Annotated in this window: 14 protein-coding genes, 1 tRNA gene and 5 pseudogenes; 3 read left to right on the top strand and 17 right to left on the bottom strand. The window is 44.6% G+C overall.

What is annotated here, in order from left to right; genetic code table 11:
• Nucleotides 1–33: 33 nt before the first annotated feature.
• From ACD630_RS23590 to dnaQ, 10 genes are all read right to left on the bottom strand, one after another.
• Nucleotides 34–1,209, bottom strand: a complete 1,176-nt coding sequence (locus tag ACD630_RS23590) for a tetratricopeptide repeat protein (RefSeq protein ID WP_430360846.1) — start codon at nt 1,207–1,209, stop codon at nt 34–36.
• A complete protein-coding gene (locus ACD630_RS23585; protein WP_430360845.1) occupies nt 1,197–2,045 on the bottom strand; it encodes a type II secretion system F family protein in 849 nt (282 codons plus the stop codon). The genes ACD630_RS23590 and ACD630_RS23585 overlap by 13 nt, the downstream gene beginning before the upstream one ends.
• Nucleotides 2,046–2,052: 7 nt before the next feature.
• Nucleotides 2,053–2,934: a type II secretion system F family protein gene (locus ACD630_RS23580; RefSeq protein WP_430360844.1), complete on the bottom strand. Its 882-nt coding sequence runs from the start codon at nt 2,932–2,934 to the stop codon at nt 2,053–2,055.
• Nucleotides 2,935–2,951: 17 nt separating this feature from the next.
• The gene (locus ACD630_RS23575; RefSeq protein ID WP_430360843.1) at nt 2,952–4,247 is read right to left on the bottom strand and encodes a CpaF family protein; all 1,296 of its coding nucleotides are present in this window, start codon (nt 4,245–4,247) and stop codon (nt 2,952–2,954) included.
• A 61-nt stretch (nt 4,248–4,308) separates the two neighbouring features.
• Nucleotides 4,309–5,457, bottom strand: a complete 1,149-nt coding sequence (locus ACD630_RS23570) for a hypothetical protein (RefSeq protein ID WP_430360842.1) — start codon at nt 5,455–5,457, stop codon at nt 4,309–4,311.
• Nucleotides 5,458–5,494: 37 nt separating this feature from the next.
• The gene (locus tag ACD630_RS23565) at nt 5,495–6,898 is read right to left on the bottom strand and encodes a type II and III secretion system protein family protein (RefSeq protein ID WP_430361263.1); all 1,404 of its coding nucleotides are present in this window, start codon (nt 6,896–6,898) and stop codon (nt 5,495–5,497) included.
• 53 nt (nt 6,899–6,951) lie between these two features.
• Nucleotides 6,952–7,788 (bottom strand): hypothetical protein, encoded by an 837-nt coding sequence (locus ACD630_RS23560; protein ID WP_430360841.1) that lies wholly within the window; start codon nt 7,786–7,788, stop codon nt 6,952–6,954.
• Nucleotides 7,789–7,998: 210 nt separating this feature from the next.
• A complete protein-coding gene (locus ACD630_RS23555; protein WP_430360840.1) occupies nt 7,999–8,238 on the bottom strand; it encodes a Flp family type IVb pilin in 240 nt (79 codons plus the stop codon).
• A gap of 905 nt (nt 8,239–9,143) precedes the next feature.
• A tRNA-Asp gene (locus ACD630_RS23550) sits at nt 9,144–9,220 on the bottom strand.
• 133 nt (nt 9,221–9,353) lie between these two features.
• Nucleotides 9,354–10,088 carry a DNA polymerase III subunit epsilon gene (gene dnaQ, locus ACD630_RS23545; protein ID WP_430360839.1) on the bottom strand — a complete coding sequence of 245 codons (735 nt, stop codon included), beginning with the start codon at nt 10,086–10,088 and terminating at the stop codon, nt 9,354–9,356.
• Between the two features lie 57 nt (nt 10,089–10,145).
• On the opposite strand from dnaQ, the gene rnhA reads away from it, so the two are divergent.
• Nucleotides 10,146–10,610 carry a ribonuclease HI gene (rnhA, locus tag ACD630_RS23540; RefSeq protein WP_430360838.1) on the top strand — a complete coding sequence of 155 codons (465 nt, stop codon included), beginning with the start codon at nt 10,146–10,148 and terminating at the stop codon, nt 10,608–10,610.
• A 5-nt stretch (nt 10,611–10,615) separates the two neighbouring features.
• Here the strand turns inward: rnhA and ACD630_RS23535 are convergent, their stop codons facing one another.
• From ACD630_RS23535 to ACD630_RS23520, 4 genes and pseudogenes are all read right to left on the bottom strand, one after another.
• Entirely contained in the window at nt 10,616–11,350 is a 735-nt protein-coding gene (locus tag ACD630_RS23535) for a class I SAM-dependent methyltransferase (RefSeq protein ID WP_430360837.1), read from the bottom strand.
• A 17-nt stretch (nt 11,351–11,367) separates the two neighbouring features.
• A pseudogene (locus tag ACD630_RS23530) lies at nt 11,368–12,314 on the bottom strand (IS5 family transposase).
• 184 nt (nt 12,315–12,498) lie between these two features.
• A pseudogene (locus ACD630_RS23525) lies at nt 12,499–12,840 on the bottom strand (transposase); the annotation flags it as partial.
• A gap of 182 nt (nt 12,841–13,022) precedes the next feature.
• A pseudogene (locus ACD630_RS23520) lies at nt 13,023–13,604 on the bottom strand (IS5 family transposase); the annotation flags it as partial.
• Between the two features lie 357 nt (nt 13,605–13,961).
• Between ACD630_RS23520 and gloB the strand changes: the two are divergent.
• Both gloB and mltD read left to right on the top strand, forming a co-directional pair.
• Entirely contained in the window at nt 13,962–14,717 is a 756-nt protein-coding gene (gloB, locus tag ACD630_RS23515) for a hydroxyacylglutathione hydrolase (protein ID WP_430360836.1), read from the top strand.
• A 71-nt stretch (nt 14,718–14,788) separates the two neighbouring features.
• Nucleotides 14,789–16,168, top strand: a complete 1,380-nt coding sequence (gene mltD / locus ACD630_RS23510) for a murein transglycosylase D (RefSeq protein ID WP_430360835.1) — start codon at nt 14,789–14,791, stop codon at nt 16,166–16,168.
• Between the two features lie 66 nt (nt 16,169–16,234).
• Here mltD and ACD630_RS23505 read toward each other — a convergent pair.
• From ACD630_RS23505 to ACD630_RS23495, 3 genes and pseudogenes are all read right to left on the bottom strand, one after another.
• A pseudogene (locus ACD630_RS23505) lies at nt 16,235–16,755 on the bottom strand (endonuclease/exonuclease/phosphatase family protein); the annotation flags it as partial.
• 144 nt (nt 16,756–16,899) lie between these two features.
• Nucleotides 16,900–17,940, bottom strand: coding sequence for an IS481 family transposase (locus ACD630_RS23500; protein WP_430360834.1), 1,041 nt, complete (start codon nt 17,938–17,940; stop codon nt 16,900–16,902).
• Between the two features lie 84 nt (nt 17,941–18,024).
• Nucleotides 18,025–18,393 (bottom strand): annotated as a pseudogene (locus tag ACD630_RS23495) (transposase); the annotation flags it as partial.
• Nucleotides 18,394–18,417 lie beyond the last annotated feature (24 nt).

The raw sequence follows: 18,417 nt of genomic DNA, 5'->3' as shown, positions 1-18,417 counted from the left end.
ATTTATTCAACAAAGCCATATCCCCAATAAAAATTAGCCGTGATAGAAATCAAACACTAATCTCTCAGGTGCTGATTTCTCAGCGTCAAGGTGAAATACCTTCAACTTATCCATTTTTTTCTTTAATAAGAACTTCACTAAAATGGTATTTTTATCTTTATGTGCAATTGAAATTGACTTTACATTGCCGTCTACCATCAAGTTGTTTCCTATATGCAATATGTCATCACTCGCCATCACGCCTTGTAATTCATAGACTATCTGGTTCGACGCTCTATCACCAAGTTCTTTAACTGCTATTCTTTCCCGTGACTCCATTGCTATGCGGAAATATTTTTGATGTTGTCCCGCCCGGACCGCAATAATCTCGTTATTATGCTCTTTCGATAACGGTAATGTGGGCGTAGCGTCTTCGTCATCCTTGCCTTTATTTATCGATACATCTTGCTTAGCCAGCAATTCGCGGTGTTGTAACTGGCGTTGAGAGCGGGGCTTGATTTTTGATAACGATTCAAGCAAGCCATCACGGATATCAACGTTCTTTGCTCGATGCAATACCGCTTCTGCTCCCTCAAAATCCCGCATTTTCACCAGTACAAACACTAAATTATGTAATAGATTTTCACCCGTATACCCTCGCGCATACAAGGGGGCCAGATAGCCCCTTGCGGTAGGATAATCCTCTTGCATAATCGCCAGCATCGCGAGGTTATTAATGACTTTATCTTCATCAACAAAATGCGTTCGGGCTTTATCGAACGATACCTTGGCGGCAAGATAATTGCCCTGCTGCGCCAGCAACACACCTTGCGTGTTTAACGCTTCCCCATTTTCAGGGTTTTTATTCAAAGCCGCCCTAACTCTGTCAAGTGCTTCAGCAATGTGTCCTTGTTCCAGCAAATTCTTGCCTTCAAGTAACAGAATATCTTCATCGGGATTATCGACCAGCAAAGGCGCTAAATAATGCCTTGATGATTCATAATCCATCGCAGAGTGGTAATGACTTGCCAAAATATACCGTGTTTTTGTATCCTCTTTTCGATTTAGTTTTTCACGATATAACTTAATTAACCCTTGAAAATCATTCATCTTGGTAAGAATAAACTCCTTCTGCTCCTCGTCAATAGCATTGTGATTTCCGCTTTTGGTTACACATCCTGCAAGAAAAAAAACTGAAAGTAATAATAAAATATTAACTAACTTCCCCATAATGCCATCATCCCTATCAAACCTGGTCCGACAATTATTGCCAACAATGGAAACATAATAAAGCCAATCATCGGCATGGTCATTTTGGCAGATAAGCTTGCCACTTTTTCTTCCATATCGAGTAACTGTATATCTCTCATTTCCTTACCTAAAGCGATTAACATTTTGTAAATGGATGAGCCAAAATTTATGCTCTGTTGTAATGTAGTACAGAACATTCTCACTTCATTACTGGCTATCTCTTGATAAAGTTGTTCCAACGCGGCATTGATTCCACTAACCTCTGTTTTTAGCATGACACGTTCCAGAATTTTGGCAATATCCTTATTAACATGCTTAGTGTTATCACTAATATATCGCATGGATTTTTCAACCGTCATTCCAGACTGAATACAAACCGCCATCATATCAATAATAAAGGGTAAATCGTTTGATATGCTTTTTAACCGTTTTACGATAATACGCTTTTTGACCACGTCAGGTAAAATAATGACTGATACACTCAGGATTAAAAAACAAATGAGTAAAACATTCAGTGACACTTGGAGGATACCACTTATGTTCAGTAAAAATAATACTCCACCAAGCGTAACGACGGTTAGCATTTTTAGTATCACATTTTTATCTAACAATGATGCAATCGAAATCAAACGGCTTGATTTTATCAAAATCTTCTCAACATGCGATGCATGATCTTGGTTTTCAGTATCATTCCGTGAATGTTTATATGCATTCAACAACATTAATGCTTTGTTTTTATTCTTGTCTTTTAAAAAATGGATAAAAATTCCACCTAGGCCCAGAACCATCATGAGCAGTGAAAACAGATAAAACATAACTCACCTATAACTTATTCATCATTAACCAAAGAATAAAAATCCCCGAGAAAATGCTACCTACCGCATAATAAAGCATGAATTTACCCATTGGATCATAAAGCAATATGGCAAAACTGTCTGGAGAACTGTATTTTATGAAAAAGAAGAAAAAAATCGGAATGCCCGTTAATATTTTTACAGACATTCTTACTTCAGATGTCATGGCCAATTTTTTTCTATCAATAATCCTCCCATTAGAGATCATGGTTGCTAACCGTGTCATGACGTCTTTGATTTGCCCTCCCCCTTTCATATTCACCAAAACAGTGACAATAAAAAAATAATACTCCCTATAAGGTAAACGTCGATACGATTCCATCAAAACACTTTCAATATCCTCACCAATTTCAAGGCGCTGAGATATTTCTCTAAACTCTTTGCCAACAACACCTGCAATTTTCTCACCACACTGTTCAATGCCGAGCATCACTGAATTCCCAGCACTAATAACGCTGTTAATAATATTCAACGCCTCCGAAAATTTGGTTTCGAATGCTACTCGCGCCGCTTTTTTACTCCGTTGAAAAAGTATATACAATGTCAACAACAACATAAGCGGCGATACAATAAGTAAATCAATATGTAAATACTCCAAGCTACTATAAATACTTACCGCTTGAACTGCGAAGACAACCAAACCATTTTTTAACGCTAGGTCATACTCTTTACCTAGCAAATACCGAGAAATATCACTGAAAAGTGCCACCAAACATTGCCATAATGCATGCTGCTTAAGTCGGTAGGTTAACTTATTAGTTCTCGGTACAGTAGCAACGTGACGTAAGCGTTGAATATTTTTTTTCTTCCGATGCTCTAGCACGAGTTGGAACAAGCCAAGTAGAAGCATGCTGATGAAGATAAAGATCATGGTAATTTATTTCCGAACAGTTGCTTCAAAGGCTCTTGCATATCATGGACTATTGCCTGTTGGTATACGGTTGAGCGCTGCAATAGACCGTAAGAGGTAAAACTCCCCTGAATTGCCCCCGTTTCAGAGCGTTCGGCCTGCGCGGAATAGCTGAAGATATCTTGCAAGATAATGTTATCGCCTTCCATACCCATTACTTCTGTAATGTTAATGACTTTTCGTGAGCCATCAGGCAAGCGCGATACCTGAACAATGATATGGATTGCTGATACGATATTGCGGCGGATTGCTGCAAGGGAAAGTGCCGTGCTTGACATCATGACCATACTTTCAAGACGTGCCAAGGCATCACGCGGTGAGTTGGCATGCAAGGTTGACATGGATCCATCATGGCCGGTGTTCATTGCCTGCAACATTTCGAACGCTTCTTCTCCCCGGCACTCCCCGATAATAATGCGATCGGGCCTCATACGCAGTGCATTGACGACGAGATGGCGCATAGTAATCTGGCCTTGGTTCTCGGCACCGGCCATACGAGTTTCCAGCCTGACAACATGCGGTTGCTGTAAACGCAACTCAGCTGCATCTTCCAGCGTCAGTACCCGCTCGCCTTCATCGATATAGTGGGACATGGCATTTAACAGGGTTGTCTTCCCAGACCCGGTCCCGCCAGAGACAATAATATTTACGCGGCAGCGACTCGCGATAACCAGAAAATTAGCCATCATCTCATTCATACTGCCGTACTCAAGCAGATTGGCCAGCGTTCTCTGCCCGGAGCCAAACTTACGAATTGAGATCGAGGCACCATCCAGTGCAACAGGCGCGATGACCACGTTCAGGCGACTACCGTCAGGCATGCGCGCATCGACCAACGGTTGCGAGTCATCAACGCGGCGCCCCACCCGCGCTACCAGTCGACGGGCAATATCAATCAACTGCTCGTTGCTGATAAAACGCTTATCGACTAATTCCAATTTCCCCGCTCGCTCAACAAAAATACGTTCAGGCCCATTAACCAAAATGTCACTGACACTTTCATCTTCCATCAACTCACGCAGCGGTCCATACCCCGTAATCTCATCGCCAATAAGCTCGCTTAAGCAGTTGCAAACCCGGCTTGAAAGGTATTGTCCTGTGTTATTCATCACGCGTTGAATGGCGTCGTTAACTTCTCGCAACAGCGCATCACGCTGATTTTTCAACTCATCAATGCGCTCTAAATCGATATTTTTAAGCACCTGCTCGCGGAAATAGAGCAATGTGCTGGTCATTTCAGTTTCAATATTCATCACTTTTTCCCTTTTTCACTTGTTCCGTTGCCCGCTGCTCAGATATCAAAAAGACCAAAAATCACACGACCGCATTTTGACGCGCGGTACGACAAAAAGTCGGCAGGGAAAACAGAATCTTACGGGAGGGCTTAGGGCCCAACGACTTGCCTAACAGGTGAGCAGCAAGTCGATAAAGTGAACTCTCTGAGGAGAGTTGATTATGATGAACGTTGTAGGTATTTACGCTAAAAATAGCGAGCCCGAGATATTCTTCAATATCAGCATTAACAAGCTCATCCGTATTTTTGGGATGACTCTCGTTTAAACACAGAAAAATACGCGTTTCTTTCATTGGGTTTGCCAGCAAGAAACGTTTATGCTCTTCAAGTATATTTTTCGCCACACGCAATGAGGCTAACGCCCGTGAAATTACCAACACAATGACATGGGACTGCATAAATACCTGTTCCAGTTGCTGTTCGAGGTGTATATGAATTCCATGATCAAAGAAAGCCAGATTATATCGATTAAAGGCGGTATCCTCATACAGCCATGCTGCGTCGCACGTTTCCATCTTTACCGACTGATGAGCGGTAAGATCGGCAATGCTGCCGTCGTTAGGTAACGCTTTAGCTAACAATAAATCCAAATCTCGACTGCCGCTGCAACCCTGCACCAACAGCATGGGTATTGAGGTCAGCATTCCCGCGGCCTTAAAAAGCTGATGCGCCACCGTGGATGCTCCTGCTCCACCCTTGCATCCCAGAACGCTGATTTTCATCGTCACTCGGTTATGCGTAGCCGGAATAGGATCACTAATCAGATCGGGCAATTGCGCTAACTGTGATCCAATATGCCGATAGTTGATTCCTGCCATCATCAGCGCATGTGCAAAGCGGATTGAGTCATTATTCCCCACCAGAATCGGTTTTGCCGAAACCGGGATGAGTAGCGCAACCATCTGCATAATAAGTTCAACATTATCCACATCACCAATATCGACAATAACAGCGATGGCATCGCTGGCAGCTGGATTATCATTCATAGTAAAAAAATCCGCTTCATGCGGTATGACATCAGCTAAATGATGCATTAACAACTGACTGACGATATCAGACATCACATTAGGTCGTGGTGAAATAATTAAAATTGGCTGTGCAAATTTTTTCTTCTGCGACTTCACTGTTGTATTTTTATTATTCGATTTGGTATCAAAAAATAATTTCATGTGAAACTCCAATGTATAGCACCCTGGTTTATCATGACTATTTGGCAAAACCACCGCGTTCCATAAAACTACGGGCATCACTGGCAAGCCGCCCTTCACGGGTATTTTTATCTACACCACTATTAAAAAATAATTGAACGGATGAGCTACGGTGATACTCAGGTAACTGAATTTTATGTCGTGATGCCGAAGACACGGGTTTAACCAGATCGACAGTCGCAAAGACCACCAATTCTGTTTTATTTCTTTCCGTGTGAGATTTACGCGCCAGCGCACCAAGAATAGGAATATCACTAATGAAAGGGATCTTGGTCAGTGATTCCACATCCTCTTCATTAAGTAAGCCACCAATCACAAAGCTATCACCATCGGCCACTTCGATCGTAGAGCTGGAACGCCGCGTTTTTATCTGAGGTATGCTGTAATTATTGTATGCATAACTCCCTGAAACACTGCTGATTTCGTTAGAAACTAACAGTTTTATTTTCTGTTTCTTTTCAACTTTAGCAGCAACATTTAATCGAATACCATATTCTTTATATTGTATGGTTGTACCCTCTTTACTTTGTACTAACAGCGGGATTTCACCGCCGACTAAAAAGCTAGCCACTTCACCGGACAACACGGTGAGATTAGGTTGAGCGAGTACCCGAGCCAAACTGTCATTATTAACAGCACTGATTGTGGTACTGATATTTTCTGCATCGAATCCACGTTTAAGACCAATCAAACTGAAAACACCAGGGTCATTAACAACCCCATTTCCTTTAATCAGTCCACTAAGGGTTAAATTACTCCATTCGATCCCTAAAGTATCTGTGAATTTTTTACTTACCTCAACAACGCTGAGCTTTACGTTAACTTGATTTGATGAGGGTAATTGTAATCTGTTTATAACATTGCTATAGATTTTGTTTGTCATAAAGAAAACTTCTGAGCTTTCCCGATCATCAGTATTATACTTTACCTTCAGATCTCTGCTTTCCTTCCCTACGACACTGCCCACTAACTGATATATCGCCCCACGGGTTTCCTCATCGGGCACAGTTCCCGTCAGGATATAAGATTTACCTTCACTGCTGATAAAACTCTTAACTACCACCTGACTACCGGGAAACTCAACCGCAATGCGCTGATTGATATCCCCCAAGAATGAATCAACATTTATTTGTAAATCAGCCAAAATTTTTGTGTCAGCATCATAGGCAGTGACCTCTGAAATACCGGGTACTTTCGCATACAATACGATGGTGTTTTCATTCAATACTTTATAGTCCGCTACCGAGGGATCTGAGATAAATACCGTATTAACACGCCCTTTGGTTCGTAATGTTTTTGACTGCCCAGGCTTTAAAAAGAGTTGATCGGCCATTGCGGTTAATGGACACAATAAAATCAGTGCTAGCATTAGGCGAGTGTGAAATGAGAAGCGCTTCATCATCAAACTTTTTCCTCTGTTAAAATTTCCCTATCAGCCCCAACAGGCAAGACCTGTTAACCACGCCACTCATGTGTGGGTCGCGAGCGAGGTTCATCAAACAGGGGGGCACTACTGACGGGCCATGTTGCCTCTTTGCCGGATAGCGTTTCACTACCTCTCGAACGCAAGTCAATGGGGTTTCTGGTCGTGGGAAACAGCAGTATTCTGGCGTTGCCTTCTAATCCTTTTAGCAGCTTGATTTCTGCATCTCTCAGTTCAACCAAGAGTTGGCTTCTGCTTTGAGACTTCTCTTTTTCATCCTGGTTTACCGGACGAATTGCCAATACACGCCTATTGATCATCAGCGGTTTAAGCCGTGTATCGCGAATCGACTTCGCGGGCGAGATGATGTCCTGACTTCCGTTATCGTCTTGACGGAGTCCATAGGAAAGATAGATATCCACACTGGCACCTGGCTTTAAATTGGTTAACAGATAATTATCAGAAGCATCTAACTCAAAGGGATAAAGCACATTTCCTGGCATGATAAACATAGCGATATAATCATCACTGCCGGGCTCAACCAACGCAGTTGGTTGAAGGTAGGTGCCTTTGGCTACCGCACTTTTAAGTGCCCAATGAATAAGGTCATTTTCTTTTATATTGAACTGCATATCAGTGCTTTCTGGTGATACAGATATATTTTTCAATTGAAAATCGTCTTTCTTCAGAACATTGTTGGCAGACAGGTCTCGCTGGGCGACGGCCACAACAATGGTTTCTGTTGAAGAATTTCCCCGCATTTCACTCGTTCCTAGTGTCGGCGTACGTGCGGATTTCATATAGAATAAGATACCAATGCTACCAGTCAGAATCATTAACATGTAAATAATCAATGCGCTCTTTTTCATTTCAACGCTAATCCGCTTTCGCTGTTGTTATAAAATTATAATCAGGTATAATACCCATTATAAGAACCCCCCTCTTTTTTTGACATATAGCTACCGCATGAGCTCAACAAAGGCGTTAGAAACAGGCACTTTATACACACATGCAGATATAAAGTACCTGTTTTCAGGTTAAAGTATCGCTTCAATTTTTCAGAGGATAGTTAATAACCTCTATTTAACAGAACTCACCACCGTAGTTTTGATCTTGGTGAAGATGCTTGTCAACATATCTGTAACAGGCCCGCTTTTACCAAAAATAACCGTAACAACCGCAGCAACACCCGCTGCCACAACAGCATATTCAACAGCGGTTACCCCGCGCTGATCATTTTTAAAATCATGCATTGCTTCAGTAAAATACACATAACTCACGATTGACTTTCCCTGAATATAACTTGCTAAAGAATACATATCCAATCCTCTCCATTTATTAATACTATTATTTCACCACGTCTTTTTTCGACTTGGTAATGTTCAACACTCATTATTTTGCGGGGATTTTATAACATCTCTTTTTCGTTATTAACAATGGCAACATTTACAAAGAAAACAAAAAAAACAATTGTCAAAACCTATCAATTAACAAAGCACTAGCAAAAATCAAAAAATAATAAGACTTTTCTTACTTATAAAAAGTACACACATAAAACAAACAACAATTAATATTACCTTTCTTCAAACACACGATAAGAATAACCAACAAAAACAAATAAGACAGATATTCATTAATAAAAGCATTAAAAAAACGACCTATCTACATCAGCTCATTATAAAATAAATGAGAAATCAACATTTAGCAGTTCACACTAAGCATTCGAAGAAAAAAGAATAAAATATCGATATTTATAATAAAACAACAAGTAAAAATAAGCGGACAAGTAGAAGAATGAGAGGGGCCCCCTTCACATACACGTTATTTATCTGACACCAGTTCTTTCCATCATGGATAATATATTGTTTTATTGTAAATTTATTAGCATTTAACCGTAATAACAAGCACAGACAGAAGGTAACGCACATGATCTTCAGTAAAGGAGGTATGGAATAGACTGAGAAAATAAAACATAAATTATTTGTTCAAAACTCTTATAATCAATAATATCTAACACGGCGGGGAACGCGCTCATTCACACAATATAGTAAATAGATGTCATCTAGCCAACGCTAAAAGCCAGTATCATAGCTAACACTTAGCATTTTCAACGCAGGAAATGCTACACCATTTCGTTTGCTTTACTGGTTAAAAATTCAACACTCATCGAAAAAGCAAAAAAAATGCTGATATAAGTGAACTTATATCAGCATTTTTTAGTTATTGGCGGAACGGACGGGACTCGAACCCGCGACCCCCTGCGTGACAGGCAGGTATTCTAACCGACTGAACTACCGCTCCCCATTAACATGCCCTTACGAGCGAGGTGAATATTAAGGTGATCTTGGTATGGCGTCAATGCTTTTTATAATCAATTCATACTTTTTGTTTATAATTCCAGCGCCAGTAATCATCATCATTCCATTGATGATGATTACTGGCGCCACAAGCAACGGCCCCCCTTTTTGGCAATCAGATCGAGGCGCGTTTCATGAGCTGCCAGTTCTTCCGGACTGGCATAAATGATGGGCAAAGCAGACGCTTGGCGCGTAATTCGCTGCACGCTCTCACTTTCTGTACTCACTTGCTGTGTGTCACTCTCCATGGCAAACGCCAAAGAAGTTTGTCCCCCCGTCATGGCCAGATAGACATCAGCCAGAATTTCGGCGTCGAGTAACGCCCCGTGCAGCGTTCGTTTGCTGTTATCTATCTGATAACGGTCGCACAATGCATCTAGGCTGTTTCTTTTACCAGGAAACAGCTTACGCGCGACCATGAGGCTATCGGTTATCTTGCAAAAAGTCTCTGTCTTCGGGATATCCCGATTCAGCATCCGAAATTCGTAGTCCATAAAGCCAATATCAAACACGGCATTATGAATAACCAGTTCCGCACCGTTAATGAACTCAATAAACTCCTCGGCTATCTCAGCGTAGGCAGGTTTATCTTGTAAAAATTCATCGCTGATGCCGTGGACCATGAACGCTTCCGGATCAACCAGCCTATCAGGCTTGATATACACATGATAATGGCGCCCCGTCAGGCGGCGATTAATGACCTCTACCGCACCAATCTCAATGATTTTATGGCCTTCATAATGAACGCCGAGTCTGTTCATCCCCGTGGTTTCGGTATCCAGAACGATCTGTCGTGTAATTGCAGTGCTCATCGCTTTCGTTTTATGTCAGACTTGCGGTTTTTATGATTATGGCAGAGTCTACCAGAGATGACAAAGCAGGTAGAAATTTTCACCGATGGTTCTTGTCTGGGAAATCCTGGCCCGGGTGGCTATGGCGTTGTACTGCGCTACAAGCAGCACGAAAAAATCTTGAGTGCCGGTTATCACCTGACAACCAATAATCGCATGGAGTTGATGGCAGCGATTGCCGCTCTGGAAGCATTGACGACTCCGTGTACGGTGGTACTGAGTACCGATAGCCAATATGTGCTGCAGGGTATCACGCGCTGGATCAACAATTGGAAACTTAAAGGCTGGAAAACCGCTGACAAAAAACCAGTTAAGAATATCGATCTGTGGCAGCGACTGGATGCCGCCATTCAGTGGCATACGATGCGTTGGGAGTGGGTTAAGGGCCATGCAGGTCATCCCGAGAACGAGAAATGTGATGAACTGGCACGCCAGGCAGCCTCGCACCCGACGCAGGAAGATACAGGCTATCAACCGGAATAATCCGCTCAGAACGGCAGGTACCCTTTACGGTAACTCTTGGTTGCCCCAACGGCTCTGCGCACCGGTAGCTTGTTGACCCTCTGGCGCAAGGGGGACATGGTAAGCGGGATGGTACGTTTACGTGCAACAAGGAGCATCAGGCAACCTAAGGGAGTTGAGTGAGGTGCTGATGTTGTTATCATCTGCGGCATCTTCCACGGCACCACGTGGAAGGTTCCCTGATACAGCACTTCATAATTGAGCAAGCTGAGCCAATCGATCATACGCATCTGCGTGAACATGTGCGCACAATAGGGCTGGCATTGACGAAGGCCGGGCGTCAGCTTTCCAGCCCCGAGCAGGCTTATTGGATTAAACCCACTCAGCAATAACCATCCATCATTGATCAGTACCCTATCCACTTCGCGTAGAATACGGTGTGGATCCGATGAATAAGAGAGCGTATGCGCCAGCAAGCAGGCATCGATAGATTTCTCAGAAAAGGGCAGCTGGTAAGGATCGGCCAAAACATGCATATCATCAGCAACACTCGGGTTGATATTAACCTGATGGGAAATGGCACACGTGTCCGTCGCGATAGCGTTGCTGAGAGCGCCGACTTTCAGTAAATGAAAGCCGAACACACGCGGCCACCATGCTGCCAATGCATGTTCAAGCGCCTTCTGGTAATGTGCGCCCCAAGGGATATCCTCCCAACAAATTGGTGAAGAATATGCCTGAGGCGTATGCGCTGGCTTCATCTATTAGGCTGTGTCCCTTAATTGCGTAACCGGCGGTAAAACAAGCGGATGCAGCCCAGTTTCACCATTGCTAGATAGTTTCTTGCCATTTTTTCATAACGTGTGGCGATCCGTCGATATTCCTTTAAACGGCCAAAACACCTTTCCACAACGTTGCGACGGCGATAAGCATCACGATCAAGTTGCGAGCGTCCATCTGAAGCCCGTTTTTCATTTGATTTTCGGGGAATAACCGTTTTTATCCCTCTTTTTTCAAGTCGTTACGTAGTGCATTCCCAGAGTAGGCTTTGTCAGCCAGTACTGCATGGCCACGACGCTTCATGCTGCCGTTCTGGCGTTGCACGCCAATTCCGTCCAGGAGTCGTAACGCAAACAGGCTTTCGTGACCCTGCCCAGCACTCAGTACGATGTTTAGCGGGATGCCGCTTCCGTCAGTCGCCATGTGGATTTTGGTGCCATAACCACCTCGTGAGCGACCTAGGCTATTATAGCCAAGCGACATTATTTTGATAACAATTAGCTGTATTTTTTTGCCACATATCAGGACATTGGCTGTAATCATTTCTAAGTCGGTTGGCTGTATCGTTGGTAATATCGAGATGTTTTTTTGAGCGCCAGCCGCACATTTGAGCGCACGGATATTACTGCCATCCAGCGCAGCGGCTGACCAGTCAACAAGTCCATGAGCATCAAAAAATGAAAGTAACTTATTGAAAATAATGTTAATGATTCTAGACTTTGACCATCTATTGAAACGGTTATAAACGGTTTTTCATGGGCCGTAACGTTCAGGTAAATCACGCCATGGTGCGCCTGAACACAGTATCCAGAACATGCCGTTGAAGATTTTTCTATGTTCTGCCCACGGCCGGCCGGCCCGCGGAGATGTCAAAACGGTTGGCAACAAGGGCTCAATGATTGCCCATGCTTCATCAGAAAGAGGCTTTGTTGAATAAGATTTTATGCTGGCAGCCCAGCGAAACGACGGATCCTCGCAACGTAAAATCATGCAGTTAGGCCTCATGAGAAAAGTGTACACCTGAGATGAAAAGCATTTTCTACCAAAACTGGCATGGAAAAACAGCATGATTACGGCTTTGTTGAATAAATCAGAACCTGTAACGACTGCGCTCCATACGGGTCGATTGTTACGTGATGCGAATACTGTTCGGCATTCCTAATAGCGTGATCAGGTTAAGCGCTTTGACCATGGTCATGGCTTCACCCACCTGAGCATCGTAGTCTCTCAGACTTAAATGACCACCCAGAAGCCTTTTGAACCGGAACATGGCCGTTTCAGCCACTGAGCGCCGGTGATAGCCCACTTTCTTTTTCCAGATATCGTTACTACCGCTAATGCGCTGATTTGCAACAGCGTGGTTACGCTCGTGGTAGCGATCTTGCCAATATTGAGCCCCCCTTCGTGGCGGGATAAGCGGCCTTATTTTCTTCCTCACCAGAGCATCATAGCAGTAAACTGTATCGTAAGCGCGGCTTTGTTGAATAATAGTGAGTCATGCTGTTTTTCCATGCCAGTTTTGGTAGAAAATGCTTTTCATCTCAGGTGTACACTTTTCTCATGAGGCCTAACTGCATGATTTTACGTTGCGAGGATCTGTCGTTTCACCGGGGGTGCAGCATAAAATATGTTTATTCAACAAAGCCCGTAAGCGCCGTCAGCCGATGCCTCTCTGATTTTCCGGTGGGTCTGGTTTATCAGCGCCGGTAGAGCTTGGGCATCAGTCGTACCACTGAGCGACAAATCCGCACAGATAATCTCATGCGTCACACTGTCTACTGCCAGGTGCAGCTTACGCCATACCCTGCGTCTGTCGGCACCATGCTGCCGGACTTTCCATTCGCCTTCGCCAAAGACCTTCAGGCCGGTTCCATCAATGACCAGATGTGAGATTTCACCACGGGTTGGCGTTTTTATGCTGATGTTCACTGTCTTTGCTCGCTTGCTGAGCAGCGAATAGTCTGGACAATGGAGCGGCAATTTAATCAGTTTAAAAATCGAGTCACCAAAGCCCTGTAAAGCCCTCAATGAAAGGCCAAACACGCGTTTCATCATCAGGACTGTGGTGATGGTCATATCTGAGTAGTGGAGCGGTCGTCCACGCCGTTCAGTAGTGTTTTTTTCCGTCCATGCAGCAATGGCTGATTCATCTAGCCATACGGTTAGAGAACAGCGCTGCTTGAGGCCCTTGTTATAAGAGGGCAAGTTGGTGATTTTAAAATTTTGTTTTGTCATGGAGACCTGATTTTGAAACAACTGTGTTGATCTGCTCCGATGATTACCCAAAAGTTCTATTTATTCAACAAAGCCTCAGAAAGATCGTAGCGAGCCATAATCAAAAGTGTCGTAGAAACAGATGGATACTATAGCTCAAGCAATTAAGGGACACAGCATAGTATTCTCCCTCAGACCCAATAGCTATCTCAGACCACGTAATATACCCTAAATAATTGGAGTTGCAGGAAGGCGGAAAGAGAAGGACAAATGAGGTTCATCTATCCCAATATGCTTACTTAGGTAAGTGATTCGGGTGAGTGAACGCAGCCAACGCACATGCAGCTTGAAATATGACGTGTATAAATGGGGTATCACATGAATCTTATCAGTATTGCCGCACTTTCGGACAACTATATTTGGCTATTACATGACGTACAGCACCGTTGTGTCATTGTCGATCCCGGTGAAGCCGAACCAGTATTACAAGCGCTACGTAAACACCAACTCACACCGGTAGCGGTGTTACTCACCCACCATCACAGTGACCATGTGGCGGGGGTACCTGATATCCAGAAGACTTACCCTGACTTGCCGATTTATGGCCCTGAAGAGACAGCGCAGCATGGTGCAACACGTATTTTGCGCGATGCCGATCACATTCAGTTACTCAATTCGGATTTCTCCGTATTTTCTGTGCCGGGTCACACTTTAGGTCATATTTTGTACTACTCTGCCCCCTATTTGTTCTGCGGAGATACGTTGTTTTCGGCCGGATGTGGGCGAATTTTTGAAGGAACCAACAAACAAATGTATGAATCAATTGAGAAAATATCAAAATTACCTGATGAAACACGCATTTGCTGTGCACACGAGTACACCCTATCAAATCTTGAGTTTGCTCACACTATCTGGCCTGAAGAGTGCAATATTACCGCTTATCTTTCTGAAATCAGGCTATTACGAGATAAATCTCAATCAACGTTACCAACAACCCTTGGTCTTGAACGAAAAATCAACCTTTTTCTTATGTGCCACAACACTGATTTAAAAGGAAAATTAAAAATAAAACACGGTAACATAGAGGATTGGCAAGTTTTCGCCCAATTACGTAGCAAGAAAGATTGCTTTTGAAGGTTTTTGTTGTGCTGATCGGCTAATCAAAGTATTATTGCTCGTCTTTTAAGCAAACTATTGACACATATATGAAGGCTTACGCGATTATTATCGCCTCAGTCTTGTTGGCAGGTTGCCAAGGGGTCTACCAAGACACCTCGCAACCGAAACAACATGGGCAGAGTCTGTCTTCAGCAGGTCAAGATGAAGCAGGAAAGTACACAGGAAGTCGAGAGACATCCGCGCGCTGGCTGGATAATAATGGCCTAGCGCAGCGTGACCTGTGGAACTTCATTAGCGACGAGCTGAAGATGGAGGTTCCAGATAACGTCCGGATCCGCGAGCAAAAAACACGATACTTAAAAAATAAGAGCTATCTCCACGATGTAACATTACGGGCAGAACCGTACATGTACTGGATAGTCGAGCAGATTAAGCAGCGCAAAATGCCGATGGAACTGGTACTGCTACCCATAGTGGAGAGCGCTTTTGATGCCAAGGCCACATCATCCGCCAATGCAGCAGGGCTCTGGCAGATTGTGCCAGGCACTGGGCGTAACTACGGTTTGAAACAGAACCAGTGGTATGATGGTCGTCGCGATGTTGTTGCATCAACGACGGCTGCCTTAGACATGATGCAGCGCCTCAACACAATGTTTGATGGTGACTGGCTACTTACCATCGCCGCGTATAACAGCGGTGAAGGGCGTGTTTTGCAAGCAGTAAAAGCAAATAAGGAAAAAGGCAGGTCAACGAGTTACTGGGCATTGGCGTTACCACGTGAAACGTCACTTTATGTCCCGAAAATTTTAGCCTTAAGCGATATTCTTAAGAATAGCAAAAAATACGGCATTGAGTTACCTAAGCCCAACGAAAGTAGGGCACTGGCACAGGTAGACTTGGGTCAACAGATGGAGTTGACGCAAGCGGCTGAAATGGCTGGCTTGTCGCTAGCAAAACTGAAGAGCTACAACACAGGCTACAAACGTGGTGTGACCGCTCCGAACGGGCCACATTACATTATGGTGCCTAAAGCACATGTTGAGCAGTTGAAGGATTCGTTGGCAGATGGCGATATCGCCGCTGTACAACCCGCTAAACTGGCGCAGTTATCCGCAAACACGGAATACAAGGTTCGTTCAGGTGACACCTTGTCAGGTATTGCGGCGAAACTGAAGGTCAGCGCGCAGGATCTGCGCAAGTGGAACAACCTAGCCAGCGCTAACGCGTTGAAGGTTGGTCAATCGCTTCAGGTTGTATCGGCCTCTGCGGGCAGTAAAAAGGGTAACAGTAATTCCATTACCTATCAGGTGCGTAAAGGAGACTCTCTCGCGAGTATCGCCAAACGTCACGGGGTAGATATCGCAGATGTTATGCGCTGGAATTCGGTCATCAATAAAAAGGCAAATATTAAGCCTGGAGATCGGTTAACACTCTTCGTGAATACGGCAGCATCACCAGACTCTTAAGTGCTACATAAGCCTATAAAAAAGCCACGATGGTTGACCTTCGTGGCTTTTTTTATTGTTTTAACGTCATGCTGGCAACTGAAATTCAACCAATAGCGGGTTGTGGTCAGAAGCTTGGGTAACCAATACAGAAGATTGCATGACGTGTAACCCGCGATAAAAAACAAAATCTAACGGGCGGCCAAACGTTCGACGCCGCTGGTCGTCTACAAAGCGAACCTCACGCAAGGCAATCTCACTGGCAAATTGATAAAGTGCGTTGATACGCTGCCGGCTCTAGGCATTAAAATCTCCAGCCATGATTACTGGCCCGGCATGACGTTTGACCTGCTCACCAATCGCATCCAGTTGTTTGCCATACACTTCAACGCCGATACTGAAATTAATGGCATGGATATTAATGACCATCAGCTGCTGAGCGCTCTGCAATGCATAAACCGTAATCAGCGCCGATTTAGACAAGCGAAGCAGAGGCTCTCTTTCAGTGGGCAGCAATACAAGGGTTGTGCGGCAGACAGCGTCATCACACCAGAAGGGTGTTGGGGAAGAATAATGGCAGGGACCTGATCGGTAGCAACATAGTTCGCGAGCCTGTTTAAGATTTTGTGTAAATGCCTTTCCTCAGAAGTGACCGTCAAGGCGGTCACCGAACTCGATAATAAAGCGACTCATTTGTACTAGCTCAAACCTGATCTGACAGTTACCGATTATTTATACAGGTGTCTGTCAGATTACATCTGGTTCAGATTCTTTTCTGCCCAGCTCCGTTTTCCATCGAGTAAAGTGGCCATCGGCGTACGCCCGCAGCACATTTTTCCCTGATGAGTTCGCTCATTATTGTAATGCCACAACCAGTTGTCCAGATCTACCTGCAGGCTTTCCAGGTCTCCATATAACTTCTTGCCGAACGTAACCTGATAAAAATCCTGCAAAATGGTTTTATGGAAGCGCTCACAGGTGCCGTTCGTCTGCGGAGACATCGCCTTCGTTTTCGTATGCTCGATATCGTTGATAGCCAGATAAAGCTGATAATCATGCTGCTCCACTTTACCACAGTACTCCGTACCCCTGTCGGTCAGTATTCTCAGCACCGGCAGTCCCTGAGCCTCGTAGAACGGGAGTACGCTATCATTGAGCAGGTCGGCGGCGGTGAGCGGTGTTTTATTCGTATACAGCTTGCAGTGTGCCACTTTCGAGTACGTATCCACGAACGTCTGCTGGTAGATACGGCCCACCCCCTTCAGATTGCCCACGTAGAAGGTGTCCTGTGAGCCCAGATACCCGGGATGTGCCGTCTCGATTTCACCGCAGGCCTCATCATCGTGCGCCTTCTTCTCCAGGGCTGCGATTTGAGCGTCGGTAAGGACAATGCCTTCTCTGGCGACCTTTTCCTCAAGCGCCTTCAGGCGTTTACGGAAGTTCTCCAGGTCGTGTCGTTGCCAGATGGAGCGCACGCCGCTGCCGGAGATAAACACGCCTTTTTTACGCAGCTCATTACTGGTCCGGTGCTGCCCATGGGGCGGGAACTCAATAGCATAATCAACAACCGCGCGTTCAGTGGCTTCGTCGGCGCGGTTCTTCAGGTTCGGAACCCGGCGGTTCTGGTTAACCAGCGCATCAATGGCGCCTTCAGCAGCCAGTTCCTGATAACGGTAAAATGTATCGCGTGACACGCCCATGCTCTTGCAGGCTTTTGATACGTTACCGAGTTCTTCGGCGAGATTGAGCAGGCCGGCTTTGTGTTTGATAATGGGATTGTTAGTATGAAGCATGAGAGTTACCTCGCGTTTTGTTTAAGGATTAGACACCCATATCAAAACCGGTAACTCTCAACCTTTCAAGGTCCAGTGCCAGATCTAGTCGCGACTAATACAACTCATTGCCATACGCCAGTCCTGTAAGGGCATCGTCCATTTCTGTGATGCCGCCTGGATTGCCAGCCATACGATCTTCTTCACCGAGTCATCAGTCGGGAACACCTTGCGTTTCTTGATTGCATGCCGGAGCACGCTGTTCAGTGATTCTATAGCGTTCGTCGTGTAGATTACCTTGCGAAGTTCCTGCGGGTACGAGAAGAATGTCGACAGGTTGGCCCAGTTTGACTGCCAGCTCCGGCTTATCTGCGGATAGCGGTGATCCCATGTCCCACCGAACGTCTCCAGCGCCTGAAGCGCGGCCTCTTCGGCTGGAACCTGATACACTGCTTTGAGGTCGCGTGTTATAGCCAAGCGACATTATTTTGATAACAA

Origin of the sequence: Symbiopectobacterium sp. RP (assembly GCF_050472005.1) — a bacterium.
Classification (GTDB): Bacteria; Pseudomonadota; Gammaproteobacteria; order Enterobacterales; family Enterobacteriaceae; genus Symbiopectobacterium.
The sequence above is the reverse complement of the archived record's forward strand: the minus strand, read 5'-3'. Positions and strand labels throughout refer to the sequence as shown.